This is a genomic window from Brucella sp. NBRC 12953, assembly GCF_040369775.1.
Taxonomy (GTDB): Bacteria; Pseudomonadota; Alphaproteobacteria; order Rhizobiales; family Rhizobiaceae; genus Brucella; species Brucella pseudogrignonensis.
The window spans coordinates 462,283-487,760 of sequence record NZ_BAABSV010000003.1 but is presented as its reverse complement, the minus strand read 5'-3'; the positions used below and the strand labels follow the sequence as shown (position 1 = coordinate 487,760).

Genomic DNA, 25,478 nt, shown 5'->3' with positions numbered 1-25,478 from the left:
CCAATGAACCCAAAATGAACATCATCTTCGGCGAGCGTTCAGATGCTTGGGGCTATTGTCCCACTATGCCTGCTGAGAGGCGGGTTCATCAAAGGATTACGGTTATGAAAAAAGCTTTTCTTGCTTTTGCCGCACTTGCCACCGTCGCGACCGGAATTGCGACTACGTCCCATGCAGCTGATAACGGCCTGCGTGTTCAGGTTCAGTATTACGACGATGATGGTTATCGTCCACCAATGCCGCCACGCGGCGGACCACGTCCAGGTTGGGACGGTCCAGATCGCGGATATGATAGAGGCCCGGGTCGCGGACCCGGCTGGGGTGACGGCTATGGACGCCCGGAAACACTCGGCCCACGCCAGATTTCGCGCTCACTGCAGCGCCGCGGCTATGATGTCGGCGATATGCGCCGTGAACGCGGAGCTTATCTCGTCAAGGCAACCCGCCCGAATGGCCGCCGCGTAATCGTTGTGGTCGATGCTTTCAGCGGCCGCATCATCGATGAACGCCGCGTTGGTCGCGGCTGGTAATATTCTCTGATTTGGAAAGATCAGCCAGTGTAACGTCCCTTGCACTGGTTGTTTCCTGAACCGGAAGTTTGCTTGCAAACTTCCGGTTACTTTTTATCATTCTTTATCCGACTATACTCGTGTGTGATTTTACAGCGGTTCCAGTTAGAAATGAATCGTTGGAACTACTGTAACTATTTGTTTTTACGCATTATCCGACGCAAAACCGCTTCGCACTTTTGCTGGAAATGCTATAATTGGGGCCGCAGCTTGAATGCCTGAACTTCTTTTTGAAACCGACGCGAACCCCATTCCCGCAGGGACGAAATCAGGACAGTTCAAGTCGAAAGATGGCCTAGATCTGCGCTACGCCATTATGAGACCCGAAACAAAACCGTCGCGCGGAACCATTATTCTGCTGCAGGGCCGCAACGAGTTTATCGAAAAATACTTTGAAACCATCTCTGATCTGGCCAGACGCGGGTTCACGGTCGCAACGCTCGACTGGCGGGGCCAGGGTGGTTCGCAGCGGCTGCTCAAAGACCGGCTGCGCGGCTATGTTCGGAGTTTCAGCGACTATACTGACGATCTCGATCAGTTTCTGACAGAGATCGTGCTACCTGATTGTCCACCACCCTTCTATGTGCTGGCGCATTCGGCAGGCGCACTGATTACCTATTCATCGATTCACAAACTGGCATCGCGCGTGACCCGTATCGTGCTGTGCGCGCCATTAATGGGTTTGCGTCCGTCACAATCTGGCGACACCAAAATGCGCTTCATGGCAACGACCTTGCGCTGGCTGGGTATGGGCCGGAATTATGCCGCCGGTGGGCGCTTACGCGGTGAAAGGCCCTTTGAAAACAACCCACTGACCAATGATCCGGAACGCTTTGAACGCAATATGGCTGTGGTGCGAAAACATCCAGAGCTGGCGCTTGGCGGACCGACGATCAACTGGATCGGCAATGCGCTTGCGGCCGCAGCCCGTATTCATCAGCCCGGTTTCTATGACGGGCCGACAGTGCCTGTGCTGGTTATTGCTGCAGGTGCTGACAAGGTCGTCTCGACTACAGCTATTGAGCGCTTTGCTGCGCGCACGCGCAACGTCTCGCTCGTCGTCATCGACGGCGCTCGCCATGAATTGCTTCAGGAAGCCGATTTCTATCGAGAGCAGGCTCTTGCCGCTTTTGACGCTTTCATTCCCGGCACATCAGAAATTGAAGCGCTTCCAGAGAGCATAGAGCCTGCAAATCCCGACAAAGCCTGACGATCAGCTGTTCAGCAAATCAAGAGCGGCCTTGTGCAGTGCTGGTGAAGCAGCGGCAACAACATCACCGCCCTTTTCTGCCGGGCCGCCATCGCGCTGCGTGACAACGCCACCCGCCTGCTCGATGATCGGAATGAGCGCCACGATATCATAGGGCTGAAGGCCCGCTTCCACGACGATATCGGCAAAGCCACTTGCCAGCATCGCAAAGGCATAGCAATCAACGCCGTAACGCGACAGACGCACCGCATTTTCCAGCCGGTCAAAGCCTTTGCGCAGATCGCCCTTGAAAAGTGCTGGCGTGGTGGTGAACATGGTCGCGTCTTCAAGCTTTGCCTGAGCGCGCACAGAAAGCCGACGTGGTTCTGCACCTTCGCGGAGCAGATAAGAACCATTGGCATCGCCGTAAAACAGCTCACCCGTGAAAGGCTGGGACATCATGCCAGCCTTTGCGTCACCATCGACCGTCAGGCCGACCAGCGTTCCCCAGACAGGCAGACCAGAGATGAACGCGCGGGTGCCATCAACGGGGTCGATCACCCAGACATGACTGCGATCGATATTTTCAGGGCCATATTCTTCGCCAAGAATGCCGTGATCTGGAAACGCGCGCCCGATGACTGCACGAATCGCGCGTTCCGCAGCACGGTCGGCTTCCGTGACCGGATCAAATCCCGAAGTGTATTTGTTGTCGATCTCGTTGAACTGGCGAAACCGTGGCAAGGTTTCAGCAGCTGCGACCGAAGCGACTTCGGAAAAAAATGCCTTATCAATCAGCAATCCCAATCTCCCGTTTCCATAAGATGATGCATTGATGTGCATCTCGTCCTAATATTGCTCACAATTTGAGCTGTCTATTTTTTAGCACAAAAAATATGCGTAAATCCTTGACGCATAAGGCTTTGCCGCGTAGCTTAAACGTCAGACAGGCTGTCCTGTCGGTGCCTTTCGGGGCATTTCCTCCCTAGTCTTTGGCCGCGCTTTCTTCTTGGAGCGCGGCTCTTTTTATATGCACTTGACGATAGATTTTCTGTGCTACAGCATAATTCCTTAAACCTGAACCAGTTTAAGGTGAGATTATGCTGTAAATATAAAGCGTTAGAGCACCCGACAGCTATTCAGCGGCGAGCGGCGGCACGACCAGAAGTTCATCCGGCAAGGATGTGAGATCGCTCAGGAACTGATAGAGATCGGCGCATAGCGCATCGAAGCCGACAAGCTTCTGCAAGGTCTGCTCATTCATATAGAGACTGCGATTGATCTCGATCTGCAACGCATAGCAGGCCGCGGCAGGTCTGCCATAATGCTCGGTGATAAACCCACCTGCATAAGGCTTGTTGTGTGCAACAGTGTAACCAAGGCCGCGCAGCAACTCGATTGCCGCCTGCGTCAGCTGCTCGCTGCAGGATCGACCGAAACGATCACCAATGATGAAATCAGGTCGCCCGCCAACATCGCCGGAGCGCGTGCCGCCCGGCATCGAGTGGCAATCAATCAGAACCGAATAGCCGAAGCGCTCATGGGTCGACTGAAGCAGACCATCCAGCGCATGGTGATAGGGCTTATAAAGCTCCTCGATACGATAATAGGCCTCTTCAAGCGATATGCGGCCAGGATAAATAAGCTGCCCCTCGCCAACCAGACGCGGCACAGTGCCCAGACCGCCCGCCACACGCGCCGACTGGCTGTTCACATAAGGCGGTAGAGGCTCCGCAAACATTCGCGGATCAAGCTCGTACGGCTCACGGTTCACGTCGAGAAAGGCACGCGGGAAATGCGCCTTGAGCAACGGCGCGCCAAGGCGCGGCACGGCTGCAAAAAGCTCATCGACGTAGCAATCTTCGGAATAACGAATGGCAAGCGAATCCAGTCGCGATTCTTCGAGAAACGACTTGGGATAGGCTCGACCGCTATGGGGAGAATTGAAAACGAAAGGAATGCGCTGCTGCGCTGGTGCACAGACCTCGAAAGGGGGCATCAGATGAAAATCACGTTCCAGACTCATACTTCAACCCGTCTCGACTGCCTTTGGACGACCGGTCATAAGATAATTACACTGTTAAAGCAGTATCTTATAATAGTCCGGCGTGATGCAATATCCAATGTTTGAGAGCGAGCCCTTCCTCCTCTTGGCAGGCCGTTCAAACGATGCAAAGCTGTAACACATAACAGCTTGTTGCCAAACACTGGCCATAACAATTAACATTTGCGAGAGCATTCATTTCATATTTACCAAAAAAGCGTTTTCTAGTGTGAAAACTGAGTCGTCGAATGTGTCCAGAAGACACGAACCGGCGGCGAGAAATTCGGACGGACCCATGAAAAGAATTCTGCTAGCTGAAGACGACAACGATATGCGTCGTTTCCTTGTGAAGGCGCTGGAAAAGGCGGGCTATCACGTCACTCATTTCGATAACGGTGCCAGCGCCTATGAAAGACTGCGCGAGGAGCCATTCTCGCTGCTGCTGACCGATATCGTCATGCCAGAAATGGATGGCATCGAGCTTGCGCGCCGCGCAACTGAAATCGATCCTGATCTGAAGATCATGTTCATTACGGGCTTTGCCGCAGTTGCCCTCAATCCCGATTCGGACGCCCCGCGCGATGCGAAAGTGCTTTCCAAGCCTTTCCACCTCCGCGATCTCGTGAACGAAATTGAAAAAATGCTGATCGCCGCCTAAGGCGACCAGCGGCTTTCCCGGCCTTTGATAAGGTATTCAACAAAAAGAATAAAAAACTTCAAAAAAGGGCATTGACGGGCGCAACGCTATATGGTGTATGCGCCACATCGAATGGGCGTATAGCTCAGCGGGAGAGCACTACATTGACATTGTAGGGGTCACAGGTTCAATCCCTGTTACGCCCACCATTCGAACTCCAAGCCTTAAATTTAGTATTATCTTCAGGCGCTTAGACGCTTTTCGGCTTTTGGCTTTTTCTCAAGTACATCATCCGGTTCAAGCCTTTCCCGGCTTGCGCAACATCTATTTATTTGCGGACACCACCCAAATATTTCGGAACAAAATTGCATCTGCTGCGTTAAAGCGCCCGGAGACGTGCGTCTGAATTTTTAGCTTTCGTACACTCCAGATTTAGGCGGAGTGAATTTCTTTAATGTTCCATAAAGTGACGTCGGGGCGGTATTGGCGATTAAAATCGGCCACCGATCCTCATCATAATCGAGTCGATGCTCTGTGCAGCGATCTGTCCATGTTTGGTTCAGAAGCTTCCTACAGAAATTATTTGCAGGCCACGCTTGCAAGCCGCCTTTTGCTGGAATCCATGCTTGAAACAAGCCACATCGAAGCTCTTCTGCCGCAATGGAACGAACGAAGGATCGAGCCTGATCTGGCCAACGATATTAATGACTTTCCCGATTGCATGCCGCCTGAGACATTGAAGTTCAAGCGTGCGACAGAGCCGGTCGATCTGCCAACCATTATCGGGACACTCTATGTGCTGGAGGCATCCGCCATCCGGGTTCAGGATCGCGCAGAACAAGTTGCCAAACTCGGCTTCACGAAAGAGTTCGGTGCCCGGCATCTCGACCGACAGATGACAAATTTGCGTTCATGGCAGCAAACACTTAATTTGATCGATATAACGCCCTTTGATGACGATGATGAAGAGCGCTGCAAATTTGCAGCCATCGCAGCATTCGGTGCCTTTGAGTATAATTATCAAAAGGTCTTCAACCATGTCGCCAGACAGCCCGCTTGATCAGACTGCCTGCGACCGCGAACCAATTCATATACCCGGATCTATTCAACCGCATGGAATGCTGCTCATAGCAGAGTTGCAGAGCGGTCTCATCGTCGGTGGCGCCGGGCAATTGGAAGCCTATTTTGGCGAGGCATGGCCCGGCCAGAACCTCGATGATTTATTGCAATTCGATGCATTGGCGCTCGCCGCAGAAGCGCCGCGAGCCGATGAAATCATTCTGGGTAAGCTCATCATTGGCGAGGAAACCTTTGATCTTCTCGGTCATATCCTCAACGAATATCTGCTGGTCGAAATAGAACCCGCTCTGCATTCATTTGTTACGCCTGAACAGTCCCTGTCTGGTCTTGAGGCGGTGGCTTATCAGTTTGAAGCGGCACCCGACATCAGGACGCTTTTTCAGAAAGCTGTCGTGGCATTCCGCAAACTGACCGGTTTTGACCGCGTGATGATCTATCAGTTTCTCGAAGATGCGTCCGGCGTTGTGGTGGCTGAAGATGGCAACGACAATTACCCTTCTTTTCTCAACCACCACTTTCCTGCCAGCGACATTCCCAAACAGGCGAGGGCTCTTTATCTCCGCAATCGCGTGCGCGTCATTCCAGACTCGTCCTATGTTCCCGCTCCCCTGAGATGGTACGGCGAAGAACCACAGCAGCCGCTGGATTTGAGCGATGTAGCCCTGCGTAGCGTGTCCCCCATTCACCTGCAATATCTGCAGAATATGGGCGTTGGCGCGAGCGCGTCAGTCTCCATAATCAAGGATGGCGTACTCTGGGGCCTCATTGCCTGTCACAATGTTGCGCCGCTTTCCATGCCATTCGCAACGCGTGCATCAGCCCGTGCGCTGGCCGCCAGCCTCGCCCGACAAATGAAATCGAAGGATGAAGCAGAAAATGCCCGCGAGCGGTTGCGGCTGCGTTCCCATGAAGACCGACTGGTCGAAGCACTTCTGATTAATGCACCACTCGAAGAGCGCCTTGCCGAAACCGCCGATAATCTGCGGCAGATGATGATTGCGGATGGCTTTGCGGTGGTTTCCAATGGAAAGCTTGCGGCGCGGTCCGGTGCATCGCCCGATATTTCCGATCTGCGCATCATCCTTGATCTGGTCCACAACAGGTTCAAGGACGGGCTGTTTCATTCATATGAAATGGGCCGTCATAAAGATCTGCCGCAACATATCATTCCGATTGCCAGCGGCATTGCCGTGTTGAAACTGCATTTGGATGAAGATGTATTTCTGATCTGGTCGCGCGCCGAAAAAGTGCAGATCGTCGAATGGGCCGGCAATCCTCATAAGGATACGTCCGGTTCTGCCTCAACACCTCTCACGCCACGGGCCTCGTTTGAAGCCTGGTCGGAAGAAGTGCATGGTCGCTCACGCTATTGGAACTTCAACAAGATAGACGCAATGCATCGCATTAGCCGCGTCATTCATGAGGCCTATCAGCGCCGTCGGATCGACAAGCTGAACCGCGAATTGCAGCGTACTCTCGAACAGCAGGATAAGCTTCTGGAACAGAAAGATTTTCTGATGAAGGAAATCAATCACCGCGTCCAGAACAGTCTTCAGCTCGTTTCGACCTTCCTTGGTATGCAAATGCGGGAAACCGACGATCCGTTGATTACGCAATATTTGACGGATGCCCGCAGCCGTATTGCCGCGGTGGCACTCGTCCACCGCCGTCTTTATTCCGACAGCTATGTCGGCTCAGTTGATCTAGCCCGCTATCTAGACGAACTGTCGAACGAACTGTTTCAATCGATGGGCGAGGAATGGCGCAGCCGCCATACAAGCAGGCTCTCGCATGTGCTGATCAATGCCGACCGTGCAATCAATATCGGTCTGGTCTATTCCGAGCTTGTGACCAACGCGAATAAATATGCCTATGATGGTGCGCCGGGACCAACCTGGGTTACGCTTGATCAGCATCTCAATCAGGCGCGTCTGATCGTGGCTGATAATGGAACGGGCAAGACACGAAGCCGTGTCGGCTTTGGCAGCAAAATGCTCAATGCCATTGTGTTGGGACTTGGTGGCGAGATGGAAGAACTCAACAACGACCCCGGTCTGAAAGTCGTGGTCACAGTCCCTATCGAGCTCTAAGTTCAGACGGCTGACATTACGCCAGCCATCTGATTTTCATTTTTGCAGGTCAGAACTGGGTTGTGAGCCCCACCATAAAGGTGCGCCCGCGCCCGGTTTTGTCAGCCATTTCACCCGATACAGCTGGGCTATACGCCACATCCGTCAGGTTCTCGACGTTCATGAAAGCGGTCGCGTGTTTGTTGAACTTGTACGAGGCATAGAGATTGTAAAGCGTATAGGCTTCCTTCTTCTCGGTATCGCCAAATCCAACTGCGTAGCGACTGCCGCCAACATAATTCATCGTGGCACCGACCGTCAGAGCTTCATCAAATGCACGAACGCCGACATCGGCGGTAACATAGTCTTCCGGCAGGAATGTCGAGTCGCCATTGCCGATGCCTGCCCCCCAGCCAACTGGCTGATCGTTGGTTGCATGGGTATAAGACAAGTTCACATAGGCAAACCGCGCATCATAACCGCCTTCGATTTCGAAGCCGCGTGAGTGGGTCGTTCCGGGCACATTAACCCAGATTGCCCGTTCATACGGATCGCCCGGCAGGCTGATGATATTGTTGACGATGTAGTTTTCAATATCGTAGCGGAAGTAGTTCACCTTCAAGCGCAATGCATCGCCTGCCAGCAATACGTCATCTTTAATGACATTCGTGCCGAACTCCCATCCGCGAGACTTTTCCGGATCGAGGTAGAAGTTGGAGAACTGGCCACCACCAATGCCAGCGCCGATTGGAACCAGTGCCCAAAGCGCTTCGCGCGCCGATGGAGGCCGGAACGTGTGAGCATAGGTGACGTAGGGTTGCAACCAATCCAGCGGCTTGGCGGAGAGAGTAATCTTCGGATTTAACGCATTTTCACTTCGTGACACATCGACATTACCGCCCGTTGGTGGGCAGAAACCGACATTGGCGGTGCAAGGACTTTGGTGCCCACTCAGGGTCCAGTAGTCGTAATTTAGCCCTGTGCTCAGCTCAAAGATGCCGCTCGACAAAGTAAGGTCTGTGAATGCACGCGCTTTTTGCATTCTGCCGGGAGGGTTTGCCCCACGATAATTATTGACCTTGTAATCGTCCGAAGAATAGGCCGCGCCATATTCCCATCGCGCACTGATTGCGTCGGTGATGTCAAAGCGGCTGGTGTTCGTGACATCGAAACCATAGCCATTATCACGCGTCTGGCGCTGCCGATAAGAACCGCCGGTCGTCGGATCGTAAGACATATCCGTGCGGTTATAATAAGCGTTGACCTTCAAATCGATCCAGTCATTATCCGGATTATAGGTATAGTTGGCCGTGTAAGTGGAGTTCGTTACGCCCCACTCATAGCCCGAAACCAGAAAGTGGTTCTTGTACCATCGTGCGCCGAGTTTCAGATCATGCACATCGTCTGGCTGGAAATGAAACTTCAACAAACCCGAACCCGGCTTGTTGCTCGCATCCGGCGTATTGTAAACACCGTCTCCTCGGCGGTAGTTTTCGCGATCGCTATAGCTGAAAGCACCAACAATCGACGCCGTTCCCGACCCAGGGATATTGGTCCTTGCGCCACCGGCAATCATGCCTGAAAGCCCGAAGCCGTTATTTCCGGCCTTCATGATTGTCTTGACGCCCTGATCCTGTCCTTCAAGGACCACATCTTCAAAATCAATCGTCCTGAAATTGACCGCCCCGGCAAGCGATCCCATACCATGGGCACCGTTTACAGCACCGCGCTCTGCACCCACGCCCGCTAGAAGGTTGGTATCGATATAGAGCAGTTCTCCACCGGTCGAAGCATGACCTGCGGTGTTTCTGAACATCTGCGGCACACCATCAATCATGGTATTGATGCGACCATCCGATTCAAAGCCACGAATATTAACCGCAACACCCGGCTGGCTCGATGAGATACGCGTGAAAGTGCCGGGCATGGAGCGAACGATCGCGTTTGCATCGCCACCGTATTTTTCCTGCACAATATTGCCATCGATGACGCTGACACCGCCCGGCGTCAGATAGGGCGCGTCCATGTCCACGCCTGCACTGATGATAATCGGCTGAAGCTCTACAGAGCCTGGAACCTTCTTGTCTTGTGACTTGTCGCCCGCTTCTGCACTCTGCTGTGTACCGCCCGCCGATTGCGCATAGGCCGCGGGAATGCCCGCGATGAATGCGCTATAGGCAACACCGAGTAAAAGAATGCCGTAGTGTTTTGAGTGTATTTTTTTCACTGTTTCCTCGCGAAAGTGGAAATCAGTGGCTGGCTACCTGAGAACTATTGCTTGCTGCTGATATGCGTGGTCGGCCTGCAGACGTTGCAGTTTACAGGCTGACAATTTTCAAAGGTAAAGATTTGCAATGATAACGATCACTGCAAATAAACCAGCATACGCTACCCAGAATCCATCTCCCTCGACAAATCGATGAAGCGCCGTCTTCTGACTATTTTTGTTATACATGATCTTACCCGCCGACAGGGATGCCCCCGCCGCAACCTCTATTTAACATGATAATTTGAGTCAAGTTAAATTACTTAAATATGCTCTGCAAATTTCAGATACAAAAACGTGTCGGCATTCAGTGTAGCTTGAAAAGAAATAACATCCTGCATTGCAAAATGCATTGCGGCCCGCACCTCAATTATGAAAAGAGTGAGAAGCGCATCCTGAAAATGAGAAACCGTTTTCAGGTAAGATGCGCGTTGAAAGAGCGCAGGAAATGATGCTTTTCAGCGCGCGCGCTCAAGGATATCCTGCCGCACGTAGCGACTGTTAAGGGCCAGTGAATGAACGAGAATTTCGTGTCAGTCGATGAAGAGCAGGAACGCGCACGCGTGGCCTGGCTCTATTTCATTGGCGGCCAGACCCAGCAGGAAATCGCGCAGCGGCTCAACATTACCCGGCTAAAGGTCAACAAGATCATTGGTCAGGTTCGTGAGTCGGGTCAGATACAGGTCAAAGTCAGCCTGCCGCTTGTGGATTGTATCGAACTGGCGGAGAAGGTCGCGGCTCGCTACGGCTTAGCTGATGCCGTTGTGGTGCCGGATCTTGATGACTATCTGGAGCAGAAACGTGTGATCGGTGAAGCCGCCGGAACCATGGCAAGCGAGCTGATTGCAGGACGGGACATGGGAGTGGGCATTGCCTCAGGGCGCACTTTAAGTTTCGCGGTCAGAAATTTGCGTTCGCGTCCCAAACCTGAAAGCTGGGTCGTCAGCCTGACGGGGGGCGTGACCAGCGGCTCCTCTACCAACACATTTGAAGTTGCAACCGACTTTGCGCGGGCGCTCGGCGTGGAGTGCCATTATCTCACCGCCCCGATCTATTGCGCCAACCGCGAAAGCCGCGATGCAATTCTTTTGAGCGACGAGCTGACAGACGTTCTGGCCCGCACCGAAATTGCAGATATCGGCCTTGTCTCTTGCGGCGCACTAACATCAGAAACCTCACTCACCCACATCCGCGTGGTGAAAGATAACCTTGATGCCGTGCTGAAGCTTGGGGCGGTCGGTGAATTTCTGGGGTATTTTCTTGATGCTCAGGGGCGTCCGATTGACCATTTCCTCAATGATTCAATCATTGCCCTGCCACCGGACAAGCTCAAACTCAAACCCGCATCGGTTCTGGTCTCGGGTGGGGTGAACAAAATTCCGATTATTCGGGCCATTTTGCGCGGCGGTTATGTCAATCGTCTCGTCACCAATGAAGGCGTCGCCCGCGCATTATTACAGGGGCCGCGCTGAACACGGCCCCTGTGCTACTTGATTAAGCCTTCGCTTGAAGCGCTTCTGCCATGGCGCGCAGGGTTACGAATGTAGACGCTGCACCTGGATCAATATGACCGATGGAGCGCTCGCCAAGCTTGGCTGAACGGCCACGACGCGATTCCATTGCAGCCGTCGCCTTCATGCCCGCTTCCGCACCATCGCGTGCCGCAATCAGTACGTCGAGCGTGGACTTGCCAGCCTTCGCGGCCTCACTTGCAGCCTCAACCGCCGGAACCCATGCATCGATCATCGTCTTGTCGCCCGGTGCCGCGCGGCCCCTATCCTGGATGCCTTGCGATGCGGCTGCAAGCCATTCGGCAATGCCGGTTCCGTCAAGGTTCAGACGATTGCTGACAGCCGTACCCGCACGCAGAAATGCCGTTGCATAGAGCGGGCCCGACGAGGCACCAACCGCATCAAGAAACGCCTTGGCCATGCGTTTGCAGATGGCTTCAATGGTTTCATCGCCCTGCTCGTCTTCAAGCGCATGTTGCACGGCCTTCCAGCCGATTTCCATGGTAATGCCGTGATCGCCATCGCCAATCACGCCATCGAGTTCCGAAAGCCAGTTCTTCTCGGCAATGATTTGATTGCCGACATTCATCATCATCGCCTTGAAAAGCGCAGGTGTCACATCACCCTCGGTGATGAGCTTGCGCGGCGTGTCCGTGGCAGCTTCTTTGTGTTCAGCACTGCGCTGCGCCTTGCGATGTGAAGCCGGTTCACGATCGCTTGCCTGCACGGCACCAACCGTTAGAGCTGGCGTATGGCATGGATGATCGAGAAGCGTCTGCAACGTCGCATCGAGCTTCATCAGCGTCACCGATGCACCAGCCATTTCGAGCGACGTCGCATATTCGCCAACCCAAGAGGCGTGAATCTGAACGTCCCTGCCATCCAGAATCTGCTTCACGCGGCGGAAAATCAGGTAAAGCTCGATATGCGTGGTCGCGCCAAGTCCGTTGACCAGAACAGCAACGCGATCACCAGCCTTGAGCGCCAGTTCTTCAACGACCGAGGCCATCAGCTCGTCAGTCACTTCATCGGCAGGCGCAAGCTTCTGGCGGCGGATGCCCGGCTCGCCATGCAGGCCCATGCCGATTTCCATCTCATCATCGCCGATAGAGAAGTTCGGCTTGCCGGTCTGTGGCAGCGAGCAAGGGCTCAATGCCACGCCCATAGAACGGGTCGCTTCATTGGCTGCCTGTGCAAGCGCTTCAACACGCGGCAGAGATTCACCCAGATCAGCGGCAGCACCAGCAACCTTGAACACAAAGAAGTCACCGGCAATACCGCGACGCTCCGACTTGCGATCAAGCGGAGCCGAGGCCACATCGTCCGCAACCGCGACATGGCGCACATCCATGCCGTCCTGTGCGAGTTCTTCTGCAGCCATCGTGAAGTTGAGAACGTCGCCTGTGTAATTGCCATAGAGCATCAGCACGCCAGCGCCACCGTCCGCAGCCCGTGCCGCTTCTGCAATATGAGCAGGCGATGGGGAGGCAAACACGTTACCAACAGCTGCCGCATCGGCAAGGCCGCGCCCGACATAGCCTGCAAAAGCTGGCTCATGACCTGAACCGCCGCCGACCACAATGCCGACCTTGCCTTCGCGTGGCCCATCGACCGCCACAACCGCACGACCTGTTTCGCCTTCAACGCGCAGCATGTCGGGATGCGCGCCGACCATACCTTCGATCATTTCTGCAATGATGTTTTCCGGCGCGTTGATCAGCTTCTTCGTTTTGACTTGTTCATTCATATTTCTGGCTTTCTAAAACGTGTCAGGTCGTCAGATCAGTGGGCATCCCGGCGCAGATAACGACGCGATATGGCATCGAACGAGATTGCCAGCACGACGATTGCACCTGAAACAATGCCCTGCCAATAGGGGGAGACACCGAACAGAACGATAATGTTTTCAATAATAGCGATGATACCTGCACCGAGGATCGCACCAATCGGGCTGCCGATACCACCCGTTGTGGCAACGCCACCGATGACGGATGCAGCAATCGGAGCCAGCACCCAGCTGTCGCCAATCGACGGCTGTGCCGTTCCAAGACGCGCAACCATCAGCACGCCTGCAAGGCCTGCAATGGCACCGGCCACACCGAACACCATAAGACGCACACGGTCCACGCGAATGCCCAGCATACGAGCGCCGTCACGATTGTTGCCGATGGCATACATGTAACGACCAAACGGGGTTTTCAGCATCACGAAAGTCGCCACCAGCAGTGCAACAAACATGATGATGAACGGCACTGGCACGCCGAACAAATCACCACGGCCGAGATATTGCACATCACGCGGAATGCCGGTGATGGCAACACCGCGGGTCAGCACCAGATTGGCACCGCCAAAAATGCCCGCCGTACCAATGGTGAGTACCAGTGAATGCAGGCGGAGGAAGGTGACGAGGAAGCCGTTGAACAGACCAAGGCAAAGGCCAAGCAATATTGCCAGCAGCATTGCCGAATAAGGCTCAAAACCCATCCGAACCATCAGAATGCCCGAAACAACGCCGGAAAGACCACCGATCACGCCGAGCGACAGATCGAGCTCGCCGAGCACCATCAGCATCGACTGCGCAATGGTGATGAGACCGACAAAGGCGAGACCGCGTGCAACAACCGACAGATTGTAAGGTGTGAGAAAATAGGGTGAAAGGATCGCCGACAGGGCAAAGATCACCAGAAGCGCCACAAAGACACCGGCCAGCGGCGTGCGGATGAGATTGGAAAGGGGATTAGTTTGCATCGGCTTTTACCTCTGTTCCAAAGATCGCGCCCACGAGTGTTTCATTGTTGGTATCGGTGGTGGAGAACTCACCGGTGATATGGCCGTTATGCATGGTGATGATACGGCTTGCGCATTTCTGCAATTCGTTGAGTTCCGAGGAGACGAGGATGACACCGACGCCTTCTTCGGCGAGATTTTTCATGATGCGATAAATCTCGGATTTAGTCCGGATATCGATACCCTTCGTCGGCTCATCAAAGATGAGGACGCGCGGACGCGTGGCCATGGCGCGACCGATAATGGCCTTCTGCTGATTGCCGCCCGAAAGCTGCGAGATGCGCTTGCCCATGCCAGATGTGCGGATACCGTAATCATCGATGATCTTCTGCACGATATTGCGTTCACGGCGGTCGGAGATACCCAACTTGCCGCTGGTCAACGACAATACCGAAATGCCGATATTCTCACGCAGTGACAGAAGCGGCAGAATGCCGTGATGTTTGCGCTCTTCCGAAAGATAGAGCATACCGCCGGAAACCGAGCGCGAGGTATCATTCAGTGCCCAGCTCTCGCCTTCCACCTTCACCTGGCCCGATTTGGCTTTCAGAAAGCCGAAGATCGTCTGCATCACTTCGGAGCGTCCAGCGCCCACCAGTCCGGCAAAGCCGAGAATCTCGCCTTTGCGCAAATCAAAACTGATGTCTTCAAAACGCGAACCGGACAGTCCGCGCACTTCCATGATGGTTTCAGTGGTAGGCTTTGACGGACGGAAATGCTCATCAAAGGAAAGATCGCGCCCAGACATGGCGCGGATCAGATCAGTTTCGGTAATATCTTTGATATGACCGCTTTCGATTTTCGTACCATTGCGCAGAACGGTATAATCATCGCCAATCTGGAAGACTTCTTCCATCTTGTGGCTGATGAAAACAATCGCATGATCGCGATCGAGAAGACCACGAATAACCTTGAAGACACGCTCGACTTCAACACGCGTCAGCGAAGATGTCGGCTCATCAAGGATCAGCACCTTCATCTGCTCATTGGTGCAGGCACGCGCAATCTGCAAAAGCTGCTGATCGGACACAGAAATATTGGCAACCAGATCATCCGGCTGCGCTTCGATGCCGAAACGGTCGAGATAGGATTTTGCCTCTTCCATCAACGCCTTGCGGTTGACGAGAAAGCCGCCATGGCCGGTTCGGCTGAATGGCATGAACAGGTTTTCAGCGACGCTCATCTGCGGGAACAGCGTCAGCTCCTGCGGAACATAGGCGACGTTTTTATAGAGCGCAGGATCAGCGACAGGATCGCGACCATCAATCAGCACCTGACCGCGCGAAGCGCTATCGGTTCCGGTCAAAATTTTTACGAGTGTTGATTTGCCGGCGCCGTTTTCGCCAGCAAGAATATGCGTGCGACCGAGCTCGATTTTCAGGTCAACACCATCCAGCGCAGTTACGCCCGGAAAGTCCCGGCCTAATCCGCTTGTTTCAAGATAAGCCATGATGGACACCTTGGAAAACTATCGGTGTGTCCGGCAAGCCGCCAGTCAAAGCCGATAGGACAGGAAAGAATGGAGCACGGGAGAACCCGTGCCCCTGCAACAAGACCAGAACGGATCAGTTGCCTACGTTTTCCTTGGTAAGGAACGCATTGCCGGTGTCGATATAGCCAGGAACCGGAGCGCCGGTTGCCTGTGCCCAGAGCGTCATCACCGACCAGTAACCCTGAAGTTCAGGCTGCGATGCGGACGAACTGTCAGCCACGCCATTGCGGATCATGTCGAGCATTTCCGGCAGATTGTCGAGGCCGACCAGCGTGACTTTGCCCTGCTTGCCAGCTTCGACGATAGCCTGACCGATGCCGATCGGACCAGCCGCATCCGAAGCAACCCAGCCCTTCAGGTTTGGATTGGCCTGCATGATGGCGGCAGCCTGCTGCTGTGCGATTTCGATGCTGTCATTGTCGATGCCTTCAGCAACAACCTTGATGCCCGGATGTTCTTTGAACACTTCGCGATGGCAATCGGCGCGGATCGAATGGTTCGGTGCGGTAGGCACGCCCATCATGATTGCGACTTCGCCTTCACCACCCAGCACTTCGACCAGACGACGGGCAGCAATCTTGGCCTGCTCGCAGAAATCTGAACCGATATGCGTGATGGTCATGCCTTCCGGCGGCACGGAGTCGAACAGCACGAGAGGAATCTTCTGTCCCTGTGCTTCTTCGAGCGACGCACGGTTGCCCGACGGATCGAGCAAATCGAGTGCAAGACCATCCGGACGGGTGGCAAGTGCGCTGTCAATAATCTGGTTCTGCTGAACAACGTCTGCACTCTGTGGTGCCGAGTAGACGATTTCAACATTGGCGCCGGTCTGCGCCTTGAGCGCAGCAGCGGCCTGCTGTGCGCCTTCATTCACCTTGTCAAACCAAGGATGAACAACCTTAGGCACGATGACGAAACGATAGCTGTCTTTTTTAACAGTACCCGGAGCGTCCTGCGCCATGGCGGTAACAGGCAACGAAAAGGCAGCAACAGCCGCCAGCATAGCAAGCTTATTCATTAATTCCTCCCTTGGAAATCAGACGAAACTTCCTCCCGCCTGACTGCTTGAAAGATCACCCGGGAAGGCTCCTCTGCCTCCAGCCCATAGCGAACTCTCATTCTGAATACAGATGTATAATTAAAATTACAAGAGTAATTGTCTACCTATTTGGGAGGTGTGGATAGCCATCCGCACAACTTACCCGACAGAGCTGCTGGAAAGCGGATCGCTCAGGAAGAGGGCTGAGAGAGGCGAAGACATGCAAAATAGGCGGCAAGCTTCCGCCTGCCGCCTATCAAAATTCATGCTCTATTGTATGGGATTAGCTGGTAAAGGCGCCGGTCTTTGGTGCAGCAGATTTAGCCGTAACACCAGCATCGCTTGATCTGATGACGAGGCTTGCACCGACCAGAATTTTCACTGGTGGCTGCGATTCAGCGGTACTGATGAGATCATCGAGAATGGTCACGGCGAGATTGCCGATCTTGCGCTTGGATACTTCGACAGTCGTCAGCCCAGGCTCCATGGTCGCACTTTGCGGCAGATTATCAAAACCAATCACCGAAACATCATCAGGAATACGAAGCCCCTTGCCTTTCAATGCCCGGATGAAGCCATAGGCGATGATATCATTGGTGCAGAAATAGCACTCGGCCAGATCAGGACCCGAATGCAGCATTGCGCACGTATCGCGATGCGCACCCTCATAGGTTGATTCAACCGAAAGAATGTCGCGTTCCTGAACGTTTAGGTCCAGACGCTGCATATTCTTGAAAAACGCATCGCGCCGAAGGCGGAAATTCGTCGTTTCCGTATGACTTGCGACAAAGCCGATGCGCGAAAAACCAAGCTGCTTGAAGCGCGACAGAACCTTGAAGACAGCATCTTCATTGTTCATGTCTACGAAGTTGGCTTCGACGACCTCATAAAACGTATCGATAAACACAGTTGGCAGGCCAAGCCCCTGTATCATGTGGATATCTGCTGCCGAAAGCTCGGTTCCCAGAGCAATCACACCGCGCACCGGCGCACCGGCCAGCGATTCTGCCACCGCACTGATCGGCTGCCCTTCAAAGCTTACCACTTCAAGCGTGTAATTGCGGCGCGTGGCCTCAGACGACATGCCATCGATATAGTCGGAGACAAATACGCTGTGGTCGCGATTTACCGTCTCGCCATGCTTGGCGATCTTCAGAAAGCGGATTGTCTCACCGCCACCAGATCCAGTTTTAGCTGCGCGCGGCACATAATTGAGCCGGGAAACCGACTCAAGCACACGGGCTCTTGTCTCGCCCGAAATTTCGCCTTTGCCGTTCAGAACAAGCGACACTGTAGCGGGAGAAACACCCGCATTTTCGGCAATATCTCTGATCGTAAAAGACTTTTTCTTTTTCATATTTTCCAAGCGGAACTTCGACTTTGATGGGGGAACTGCGTTGTAGTTTAGTAAACAGAACCACTGCTGTTTAAAACGATTAGGGTAATTCCACCTGTTAGGCAACCATAATTCCCTGATATTGCGCTTGACAAGCCCCAACCTCTTGGTCATTTATTTAGTGAATAACAGTTTTGTTTACTAAACATGGTAGGAGGAGACCATGCAGAAGACAAGCAATCAGCTTGCTATGCTAGTTGTCATCAATCTCGGATTGCTCGCGCTTGGCGCGTATATTTCGGGTGGATCTTTCCTATCCCTGTTCAATCTGCAGTCGATGGCAGGCCAGGTGCCTGAAATCGGGCTGTTGGCAATCGGCGTGATGCTGGCAATGTGCGCTGGCAATGGCGGGATTGATCTTTCAGGTATCGCTCTGGCCAATCTGGCGGGCGTACTTTCCGCAGTTATCGTTTCGATGTTCATTTCCAGCGCCGAAAACCAGCTAGGCTTTAGCCTCGCGTTCATCGGACTGGCACTGGTGATCGGCCTTGCAGGCGGTATCGTCAACGGCGTGCTGATTGCGCGCTTCAATATCACGCCAATCCTATGCACGCTCGGCACGCAGATGGCGTTTACGGGGCTTGCGGTTGTCGTGTCTGGTGGCCGTGCCGTCATGGTTGGCAGCCCGGATCTGCTGTCGCGCATCGGCAACGACATGTTTCTGGCCGTTCCTATCAGCTTCCTGATCTTTATCGCAGTCGCGTTGCTGATTGCTGCTGTGGTGCGCTTTACGCCCTACGGTTATTGGCTGATGCTGATGGGAACCAACCCGAAAGCCGCTGTTTTTGCCGGTTTTCCGCGCAACGGCGTACTGGTTGCCACCTATGCAACCAGCGGTCTGCTGGCCGGGATTGCGGGCATCATCATCGCGGCACGCAACGTCAACGTGAAGTTCGATTATGGCAGTTCTTACCTTCTGGTCGCCATTCTGATTGCCGTCATGGCCGGTGTTAAGCCGGAAGGTGGCTATGGCCGCGTGATCTGCGTAGTCCTGAGCGCAGTTGCCCTGCAGCTGATGTCCAGCCTGCTCAACTTCGGTGGTCTTTCCAATTTTGTCCGCGACTTCGCTTGGGGCCTGCTGCTGCTCGCCTTCCTCGCAGTCGGAAAATACGACATCGCGGGATTCTTTACCCTCGGCAATCGCCAAAAGGGAAATATCGGTGCTCAACCCTCAGGCACCCGACCATAGACATTGGGGGAATGTTAGCGTGGAGGAAATCATGAAATCAGTAACGAAAAAACTGCTCGCCGGCACTGTCATTGGCGCAGCAATCGTCGCGGGCAGCGCGGGTACGCTCGTCGCACAGGAAAAGCCAGTTATTGCAACTGTCGTTAAGATCAGCGGTATTCCTTGGTTCGACCGCATGAACACCGGCGTTGAAGCCTATCAGAAGGCAAATCCTGATGTGGTTGCAACACAGAGCGGCCCTGCAACATCTGACGCAGCACAGCAGCTCCAAATCGTTCAGGACCTCGTTGCCAAGGGCGTCAATGCGCTTGCAGTCGTTCCTATGGACCCAGCTGTTCTTGAAGGCACATTCAAGCGCGCCATGGAACGCGGCATCGTTGTTGTGACCCATGAAGCCGACAACCAGGTCAACACCATGGCCGACGTCGAAGCCTTCGATAATGCCGATTACGGCACAGCGCTCAACGAGCGTCTGGCAGAATGCATGGGCAAGAGCGGAAAGTGGACGACGTTCGTTGGCTCGCTCGGCAGCCGCACGCACATGCAGTGGGTTGGCGCAGCGGAAGAAAACGCCAAGAAGTACGCTGACATGCAGCTCGTCGATCCGAACAACGAATCCTTCGACGACGCCAACGGCACCTATGAAAAGGCCAAGGAAATCCTGCGCAAGCATCCTGATCTGAAGGGCTTCCAGACCTCTGCCGGTAACGACGTTCTCGGCGTTGGCCGCGCTATCGATGAAGCGGGCCTGAGCGGCAAGGTCTGCCTGGTCGGCACCGGTCTGCCAAACCCTTCGGCTGATCTGCTCGAATCCGGTGCGATTACAGCAATCGGCTTCTGGGATCCGCAGAAGGCTGGCATGGCTATGAATGCGCTCGCCCGTCTGTTCCTTGAAAAGAAGGAAGTCAAGGACGGCACCGATCTTGGCGTTGAAGGCTATAACAGCGTTCGCGTGAAGAAGGGTGCAGGCGAAGGCCTTCTCGTGATCGGCAACGGCATGGTGATTGCTGACAAGGCGACCTACAAGGAACACCTGTTCTAGGCGTTACGCACAGGTAGCCTGACCATCGTGCGTGGACATCGTTCAGCCTCGCGCGATGGTTTCAAAAACCCGGATGCAGCCCCCGCTGCATCCGGGTGCCTGAACCAACAAAACAGCCATAAAGCAAGACATTAGCGCCCGATAATTACCGTCGGTCGATCCTACAGCCAGCCCAATCGCTTTGGCGAGCGGTGCGGCGATAAAGGAATTTTACGTGTCAACTACAACGACGAATGGGACGAGCAACGACCGGTCGCCGGATCGTTTTCTCGAACTGCGCAACATTCATAAGCGGTTTGGTGGTGTTCATGCGCTGCGCGGCATCGACCTGACAATCGATCTTGGTCAGGCCTATCACCTGCTGGGTGAGAATGGCTGCGGCAAGAGCACCGTCATCAAGATCATGTCCGGCGCACACGCACCCAGCGAAGGCGAGATCATTCTCGATGGCAAAACATATGCCTCGCTGAACCCGATCCAGTCGCTGGCAGCCGGTATCGAGACCGTCTATCAGGATCTGTCGCTTATTCCCAATTTGACCGTCGCTGAAAACGTAGCGCTGAATGAGCAGCTCGTTGAAGGCAATGGCCGACTGTTCCGCAGCGTCAAGCTTTCGCAGCTTCGCGAGACTGCAGAACGGGCATTGAGCACGGTTGGCCTGCCAACCGACAAAGTCTTTCTGAACACCATCGTTTCCGAGCTGCCGCTCGCGATGCGCCAGCTGGTTGCCATTTCCCGCGCCATTGCAACGCGCGCCAAGCTTGTCATCATGGATGAGCCAACCACATCGCTGACCCGTCGCGAAGTGGACAATCTGATTGAAGTCGTTGAACGCTTGCGCGCTGAGCGCGTCGCAGTGCTTTTCGTGACCCATAAGCTCGATGAATGCTATCGCATCGGCGGCAATGCGGTTGTCTTCCGTGATGGCCAGTGCGTGGCACAAGGCCCAATCGAAAACTACACCAAGAAGCAGCTTTCCGAGCTGATGATCGGCCGGGAAATCGACGCTGAACGTTATCGCACGGCACAGCCCGGCGATGCCGAACTGCTTAAACTCGACGGCCTTACCGCATCGGGCTTCAAGGACATCGGCTTTCGCTTACGCAAAGGCGAAATCCTTGGCATCACCGGTCTTGCAGATTCCGGCCGCAATGAGCTTGCGATGGCGATCACCGGCGTTGTGCCTGCGCATTCCGGTTCAATCCGCCTCGAAGGAAATGTAACCGAGGTCAAAAGCCCTGCGGAAGCCATTGAGCGCGGTATAGGCTATGTGCCGGAAGACCGGCTTGCAGAAGGCCTTTTCCTCGACAAGTCGATCTTCCAAAACGAGATCGCGCTGATCTTTAGAAAGCTCTGCAACAGCCTTGGTATCGTCGACCAGAAACAGGGCCGCAACATCGCCGCCTCGCTGATGAAAGAGATGCGGCTTAACACAACCAATCTGGACCTGCCTGTTGGTGCGCTTTCGGGCGGCAATCAGCAGCGCGTTTTGATCGGTCGCTGGCTGAGTATTGCCCCCAAGCTTCTGGTGCTGCACGGCCCGACCGTTGGCGTCGATGTGGGATCAAAAGACACGATTTACCGCGCAATTCAGGCGCTGGCCGAAGCTGGCATGGGCCTCATCATCGTTAGCGATGATCTGCCGGAACTTCTGCAGAATGCCGACCGTATTCTCGTTATGAACTCGGGGAGCATCGTTGCAGAACTGGATGCTGCACAGGCCACCGAAGATCAGCTCTATCAAGCCATGATGTCGTCGCAGAAGGAAGTTGCCCAATGAATGCGTCGCAGTATCAACAGGATATGGGTCGAGGCCAATCCTTCAAGCTGGGCGACTTCATTCGCAGGCGCCCGGAATCGATCACTTTCTTCCTGCTCGTGGCAATCTGCACGATTGTCTCGATCATCAACCCTGCATTCCTGCAAGCCTCGACACTGATCGATATTGGCCGTGCCAGTGTGGTGATGGGCCTGTTTGCGCTTGGCGTCTTCATCATTCTCGCCGCTGGTGGCATTGATGTTTCCTTTACGGCAATTGCCGCCACGACAGTCTATTCGCTGACGCTTCTGGTGCAGTCCTATATGCCGGAACTGCCGATCATCTTCATCATTCTGATGGCGATTGCTGGCGGTATTTTCCTTGGTGTTCTCAACGGTCTGCTGGTGCATTACCTCAATGTGCCGTCATTGATCGTCACCATCGGCACGCAGTATCTCTTCCGCGGCTTCCTGCTGGCTTTTGTCGGTACGGTCTGGATTATGTCCCTGCCTCCGACAATGGGGGCTTTCGGTCGCCTTCCGCTGTTCCAGTTTGAATCGGCGACCGGTGCAACCATCACCATGCCATTCTATTTTCTGGTGCTGCCTGCGGCTGCAATCCTGACCTGGTGGATATTGAACCGCACTTTGATGGGCCGCGCGATTTTTGCGATGGGTGGTAACAGCCAGATCGCAAGCCGCCTCGGCTATAATCTGCGCACCATCCATATCTTCCTGTTCGGATATGCAGGCGGTCTGGCAGGACTTGCAGGCATCATCCATGTCTGCGCCAATCGCCAGTCGAGCCCTTTCGACTTTGTTGGAACCGAAATTGCGGTTATCGCCGCCGTGGTTCTCGGTGGTGCACGCATCACCGGCGGCACCGGCACCGTCTTCGGCACCCTTCTCGGTGTGCTGCTCATCACCGTCATCAACAGTGTTCTGGTGCTCGTCGGCATCCCCAGCACATGGCAGCGTCTCGTCGTAGGCTGCTTCATCCTGCTGGCTGCCGCCTTCTTCGTCACCCGCCAACGCAAGAAATAACCCGATACTCTCAAGAGGAAATCATGAAGAAATTCTTGAACGATCCCGTCAATTTCGTGGATGAGATGCTCGAAGGCATCTATCGGGCACATCCCGAGCTTACCTTTGTCGATAATGACAAGCGTTGCATGGTCACAGCCAATACCAAATCCGGCAAGGTCGGCATTGCAACAGGCGGCGGCTCCGGCCACCTGCCACTGTTCCTCGGCTATATTGGTGAAGGCATGATCGATGGCGCAGCTGTCGGCGGCGTCTTCCAATCGCCAAGCTCGGAGCAGATGTATCAGGTCACCAAAGCCATCGATCAGGGCGCAGGCGTACTCTACATCTATGGTAACTATAGCGGCGACATCATCAATTTCGATATGGCTGCAGAACTTGCCGATCTCGATGGCATCGCCGTCAAACAGGTTGTCGGCAATGATGATGTGGCGTCCTCGGTTGTCGGTGAAGAACACAAACGTCGCGGCGTCGCCGGTATCTTCTTTGTCTACAAGGCAGCCGGTGCAGCTGCAGCCAATGCTCTCTCGCTTGATGAAGTGACACGTCTTGCCGACAAGGCACGTCTGCGCACCCGCACCATGGGCGTTGCTCTTTCGAGCTGCGTTGTGCCGGAAATCGGTCACGCCACCTTCTCCATCGGCGAAGATGAAATGGAAATCGGCATGGGCATCCATGGCGAACCTGGCATCAGCCGCAAGAAGCTTGCCAGCGCAGATGCAGTCATCGACGAGCTGATGGAACGTATCTTCGCCGAGCAGGCCTATGCCAAGGGCGACGAAGTTGCCGTTCTGGTCAATGGTCTTGGCGGCACGCCGCTTGAAGAGCTTTACATCATGTTCCGCCGGGTTTCCCAGCTGTTTGATGAGCGTGGCGTCAAGGTCAAGCATGTCTGGATCGGCGAGTTTGCCACGTCCATGGAAATGGCTGGCGCGTCAGTTTCCGTGCTCCATCTTGATGAAGAACTGGAGCCACTGGTTGCCGCATCCGCTAATACCCCATTCTTCAAGCATTTTGCGGGTTGAGGTCAGATTATGAACGTCATTACAGCATCTGATCTGATCAACCTTTTCGACAGCTGGAAGCAGCTTTTTGCAGAACAGCGCGAATTCCTTATCGCGCTGGACGGCAAGGTTGGCGATAGCGATCTCGGCATCACCATGAGCAAGGCCTTTGCAGCAGCTTCGGAAGCTGCCCACGCGGAAGGTGAAGCTGCAGGCATCGCCAAGCTTCTGCGCACCGCTGGTGCCACCATGGCACGCGTCGCGCCATCAACCATGGGAACGCTGACCGCGACCGGCTTCCTGCGTGCAAGCAAGGCATGTGACGGTATTGACGAGCTGGGAACCGCAGAGATTGCCGCATTCTGGCGTGCCTATCGTGATGGTATTGCCGAGCGCGGCAAGGCGAAGGTTGGCGACAAGACGCTTCTCGATGTGCTTGATCCAATCGCCGTAACGCTTGAAGGACAAGCATCAGCGGGTGCCTCGCTGGCAGATGCGCTTGCAGCCGCAGCCAAAGCTGCAGAAGATGCGCTTGAAGCGACCAAAACGATGGTTGCCCAGCACGGCAAGGCCGCAGCTTTTCAGGAAAAGACCATCGGCCTTCAGGACGCAGGCGCAACTGTCGGAATGCTGCTGATCACCAGCATGTCGGCTTTTGTTTCTGCAAACTAAAAGCGCATAGTTCTCAAGACAGAAGAAGCCCCGCGTTTATGCGTTCGGGGCTTCTGCCATGCCGTTGCGGATGCGCTTGACGACGGTGAGGATCAAAAGCGCACAAATCACAGGCTGCAACCAGAACATCCATTGTGGCAGAATGCCATCAATGGCGATCCACGCACCCAGCGCACCAAAGACCACAGCGCGGTCGCTCTTGCCCATTGGGCCGTCGTAACGGCGGCTTGATCCGAGCGAGGCTGCCGTTACGCCGACAAACTCCGTCAGTGTGGCGATGAAGATAATCGCGAATGTCCACAGCGCCGAAAACGGCGCGATGATCGCAAAAGGCGCATAGAGCGCCGCGTCGGAAATTACATCGCCGATCTCGTTTAGATAGGCACCCAGTATGGATTTCTGACCATGTTCGCGCGCCAGCATACCATCAACTGCATTGAGCGCCATGCGCAGAAAAAGCCAGACCGGCACCAGCGCAAACCAGACTGCATTCCCGTTCAACCCAAGAAAAGCACCAAGAACAATTGAGACCAGTGCAGCTGCGATCGTGACCTGATTGGCCGTCACACCTTTTGCTGCAAGCTGCACGACAAGAGGTCTCAACAAGTTCTGGAAACGGGACTTAAGTTGATAAACAGACATAAGAAACTTTCGGGAAACTTTTGGAAATGACGATTATGTAGAAATCAG

General features: G+C 54.4%; 21 protein-coding genes and 1 tRNA gene. 13 read left to right on the top strand and 9 right to left on the bottom strand.

What is annotated here, in order from left to right:
• Positions 1-104 precede the first annotated feature (104 nt).
• The gene (locus ABWV94_RS09685) at positions 105-530 is read left to right on the top strand and encodes a PepSY domain-containing protein (protein WP_007877195.1); all 426 of its coding nucleotides are present in this window, start codon (positions 105-107) and stop codon (positions 528-530) included.
• Between the two features lie 253 nt (positions 531-783).
• A complete protein-coding gene (locus ABWV94_RS09680) occupies positions 784-1,779 on the top strand; it encodes an alpha/beta fold hydrolase (RefSeq protein WP_113159627.1) in 996 nt (331 codons plus the stop codon).
• Positions 1,780-1,782: 3 nt separating this feature from the next.
• On the opposite strand, the gene hisN is transcribed toward ABWV94_RS09680, so the two are convergent.
• On the bottom strand, positions 1,783-2,559 hold the full coding sequence (gene hisN, locus ABWV94_RS09675; RefSeq protein WP_112807999.1) for a histidinol-phosphatase: 777 nt from the start codon (positions 2,557-2,559) through the stop codon (positions 1,783-1,785).
• Positions 2,560-2,893: 334 nt separating this feature from the next.
• Positions 2,894-3,784 carry an N-formylglutamate amidohydrolase gene (locus ABWV94_RS09670; RefSeq protein ID WP_007877200.1) on the bottom strand — a complete coding sequence of 297 codons (891 nt, stop codon included), beginning with the start codon at positions 3,782-3,784 and terminating at the stop codon, positions 2,894-2,896.
• Between the two features lie 313 nt (positions 3,785-4,097).
• Between ABWV94_RS09670 and cpdR the strand changes: the two genes are divergently transcribed.
• The 4 genes from cpdR (at position 4,098) to ABWV94_RS09650 (ending at position 7,609) form a co-directional block, all read left to right on the top strand.
• Positions 4,098-4,460, top strand: a complete 363-nt coding sequence (cpdR, locus tag ABWV94_RS09665; protein ID WP_007877205.1) for a cell cycle two-component system response regulator CpdR — start codon at positions 4,098-4,100, stop codon at positions 4,458-4,460.
• A gap of 113 nt (positions 4,461-4,573) precedes the next feature.
• A tRNA-Val gene (locus ABWV94_RS09660) sits at positions 4,574-4,648 on the top strand.
• Between the two features lie 341 nt (positions 4,649-4,989).
• Positions 4,990-5,499, top strand: coding sequence for a biliverdin-producing heme oxygenase (locus ABWV94_RS09655; protein ID WP_007877206.1), 510 nt, complete (start codon positions 4,990-4,992; stop codon positions 5,497-5,499).
• On the top strand, positions 5,477-7,609 hold the full coding sequence (locus tag ABWV94_RS09650) for a histidine kinase dimerization/phosphoacceptor domain -containing protein (RefSeq protein WP_353413434.1): 2,133 nt from the start codon (positions 5,477-5,479) through the stop codon (positions 7,607-7,609). The genes ABWV94_RS09655 and ABWV94_RS09650 overlap by 23 nt, the downstream gene beginning before the upstream one ends.
• Positions 7,610-7,658: 49 nt before the next feature.
• Here ABWV94_RS09650 and ABWV94_RS09645 read toward each other — a convergent pair whose 3' ends face one another.
• Entirely contained in the window at positions 7,659-9,815 is a 2,157-nt protein-coding gene (locus ABWV94_RS09645; protein WP_353413432.1) for a TonB-dependent receptor domain-containing protein, read from the bottom strand.
• Between the two features lie 554 nt (positions 9,816-10,369).
• Between ABWV94_RS09645 and ABWV94_RS09640 the strand changes: the two genes are divergently transcribed.
• Positions 10,370-11,326 (top strand): sugar-binding transcriptional regulator, encoded by a 957-nt coding sequence (locus ABWV94_RS09640; RefSeq protein ID WP_007877209.1) that lies wholly within the window; start codon positions 10,370-10,372, stop codon positions 11,324-11,326.
• A 22-nt stretch (positions 11,327-11,348) separates the two neighbouring features.
• Here ABWV94_RS09640 and dhaL read toward each other — a convergent pair whose 3' ends face one another.
• From dhaL to ABWV94_RS09615, 5 genes are all read right to left on the bottom strand, one after another.
• A complete protein-coding gene (gene dhaL, locus ABWV94_RS09635; protein WP_353413430.1) occupies positions 11,349-13,112 on the bottom strand; it encodes a dihydroxyacetone kinase subunit DhaL in 1,764 nt (587 codons plus the stop codon).
• 35 nt (positions 13,113-13,147) lie between these two features.
• Positions 13,148-14,113, bottom strand: coding sequence for an ABC transporter permease (locus tag ABWV94_RS09630; protein ID WP_007877211.1), 966 nt, complete (start codon positions 14,111-14,113; stop codon positions 13,148-13,150).
• A complete protein-coding gene (locus ABWV94_RS09625) occupies positions 14,103-15,602 on the bottom strand; it encodes a sugar ABC transporter ATP-binding protein (RefSeq protein ID WP_079213223.1) in 1,500 nt (499 codons plus the stop codon). The genes ABWV94_RS09630 and ABWV94_RS09625 overlap by 11 nt, the downstream gene beginning before the upstream one ends.
• A 115-nt stretch (positions 15,603-15,717) precedes the next feature.
• Positions 15,718-16,662 carry a substrate-binding domain-containing protein gene (locus ABWV94_RS09620; protein WP_007877220.1) on the bottom strand — a complete coding sequence of 315 codons (945 nt, stop codon included), beginning with the start codon at positions 16,660-16,662 and terminating at the stop codon, positions 15,718-15,720.
• 304 nt (positions 16,663-16,966) lie between these two features.
• On the bottom strand, positions 16,967-18,040 hold the full coding sequence (locus ABWV94_RS09615; RefSeq protein ID WP_353413428.1) for a LacI family DNA-binding transcriptional regulator: 1,074 nt from the start codon (positions 18,038-18,040) through the stop codon (positions 16,967-16,969).
• Between the two features lie 202 nt (positions 18,041-18,242).
• Between ABWV94_RS09615 and ABWV94_RS09610 the strand changes: the two genes are divergently transcribed.
• From ABWV94_RS09610 to ABWV94_RS09585, 6 genes are all read left to right on the top strand, one after another.
• Complete coding sequence (locus ABWV94_RS09610) at positions 18,243-19,268, top strand: ABC transporter permease (RefSeq protein ID WP_094544576.1); 1,026 nt, start codon at positions 18,243-18,245, stop codon at positions 19,266-19,268.
• Between the two features lie 31 nt (positions 19,269-19,299).
• On the top strand, positions 19,300-20,310 hold the full coding sequence (locus ABWV94_RS09605; protein WP_007877226.1) for a substrate-binding domain-containing protein: 1,011 nt from the start codon (positions 19,300-19,302) through the stop codon (positions 20,308-20,310).
• A 214-nt stretch (positions 20,311-20,524) separates the two neighbouring features.
• The gene (locus tag ABWV94_RS09600) at positions 20,525-22,090 is read left to right on the top strand and encodes a sugar ABC transporter ATP-binding protein (protein WP_079213225.1); all 1,566 of its coding nucleotides are present in this window, start codon (positions 20,525-20,527) and stop codon (positions 22,088-22,090) included.
• Positions 22,087-23,112, top strand: a complete 1,026-nt coding sequence (locus ABWV94_RS09595; RefSeq protein WP_079213226.1) for an ABC transporter permease — start codon at positions 22,087-22,089, stop codon at positions 23,110-23,112. Before ABWV94_RS09600 ends, ABWV94_RS09595 begins: the two co-directional genes overlap by 4 nt.
• Before the next feature lie 23 nt (positions 23,113-23,135).
• Entirely contained in the window at positions 23,136-24,137 is a 1,002-nt protein-coding gene (locus ABWV94_RS09590) for a dihydroxyacetone kinase subunit DhaK (RefSeq protein WP_353413425.1), read from the top strand.
• Positions 24,138-24,146: 9 nt separating this feature from the next.
• Positions 24,147-24,788: a dihydroxyacetone kinase family protein gene (locus tag ABWV94_RS09585; protein WP_079213228.1), complete on the top strand. Its 642-nt coding sequence runs from the start codon at positions 24,147-24,149 to the stop codon at positions 24,786-24,788.
• Positions 24,789-24,824: 36 nt separating this feature from the next.
• Here the strand turns inward: ABWV94_RS09585 and ABWV94_RS09580 are convergent, their stop codons facing one another.
• Positions 24,825-25,430, bottom strand: coding sequence for a CDP-alcohol phosphatidyltransferase family protein (locus ABWV94_RS09580; protein ID WP_353413423.1), 606 nt, complete (start codon positions 25,428-25,430; stop codon positions 24,825-24,827).
• Positions 25,431-25,478 lie beyond the last annotated feature (48 nt).

What these genes read in the sequence shown, in the direction of transcription:
- ABWV94_RS09650 (WP_353413434.1), top strand. Translation starts at nt 5,477, where the DNA reads ATGTCGCCAGACAGCCCGCTTGATCAGACTGCCTGCGACCGCGAACCA.
- ABWV94_RS09610 (WP_094544576.1), top strand. Translation starts at nt 18,243, where the DNA reads ATGCAGAAGACAAGCAATCAGCTTGCTATGCTAGTTGTCATCAATCTC.
- ABWV94_RS09620 (WP_007877220.1), bottom strand. Translation starts at nt 16,662, where the DNA reads ATGAATAAGCTTGCTATGCTGGCGGCTGTTGCTGCCTTTTCGTTGCCT.
- ABWV94_RS09685 (WP_007877195.1), top strand. Translation starts at nt 105, where the DNA reads ATGAAAAAAGCTTTTCTTGCTTTTGCCGCACTTGCCACCGTCGCGACC.
- ABWV94_RS09595 (WP_079213226.1), top strand. Translation starts at nt 22,087, where the DNA reads ATGAATGCGTCGCAGTATCAACAGGATATGGGTCGAGGCCAATCCTTC.
- ABWV94_RS09615 (WP_353413428.1), bottom strand. Translation starts at nt 18,040, where the DNA reads ATGAAAAAGAAAAAGTCTTTTACGATCAGAGATATTGCCGAAAATGCG.
- ABWV94_RS09640 (WP_007877209.1), top strand. Translation starts at nt 10,370, where the DNA reads ATGAACGAGAATTTCGTGTCAGTCGATGAAGAGCAGGAACGCGCACGC.
- ABWV94_RS09670 (WP_007877200.1), bottom strand. Translation starts at nt 3,784, where the DNA reads ATGAGTCTGGAACGTGATTTTCATCTGATGCCCCCTTTCGAGGTCTGT.
- ABWV94_RS09590 (WP_353413425.1), top strand. Translation starts at nt 23,136, where the DNA reads ATGAAGAAATTCTTGAACGATCCCGTCAATTTCGTGGATGAGATGCTC.
- dhaL (WP_353413430.1), bottom strand. Translation starts at nt 13,112, where the DNA reads ATGAATGAACAAGTCAAAACGAAGAAGCTGATCAACGCGCCGGAAAAC.
- ABWV94_RS09585 (WP_079213228.1), top strand. Translation starts at nt 24,147, where the DNA reads ATGAACGTCATTACAGCATCTGATCTGATCAACCTTTTCGACAGCTGG.
- ABWV94_RS09630 (WP_007877211.1), bottom strand. Translation starts at nt 14,113, where the DNA reads ATGCAAACTAATCCCCTTTCCAATCTCATCCGCACGCCGCTGGCCGGT.
- ABWV94_RS09580 (WP_353413423.1), bottom strand. Translation starts at nt 25,430, where the DNA reads ATGTCTGTTTATCAACTTAAGTCCCGTTTCCAGAACTTGTTGAGACCT.
- ABWV94_RS09655 (WP_007877206.1), top strand. Translation starts at nt 4,990, where the DNA reads ATGTTTGGTTCAGAAGCTTCCTACAGAAATTATTTGCAGGCCACGCTT.
- ABWV94_RS09680 (WP_113159627.1), top strand. Translation starts at nt 784, where the DNA reads ATGCCTGAACTTCTTTTTGAAACCGACGCGAACCCCATTCCCGCAGGG.
- ABWV94_RS09625 (WP_079213223.1), bottom strand. Translation starts at nt 15,602, where the DNA reads ATGGCTTATCTTGAAACAAGCGGATTAGGCCGGGACTTTCCGGGCGTA.
- cpdR (WP_007877205.1), top strand. Translation starts at nt 4,098, where the DNA reads ATGAAAAGAATTCTGCTAGCTGAAGACGACAACGATATGCGTCGTTTC.
- ABWV94_RS09605 (WP_007877226.1), top strand. Translation starts at nt 19,300, where the DNA reads ATGAAATCAGTAACGAAAAAACTGCTCGCCGGCACTGTCATTGGCGCA.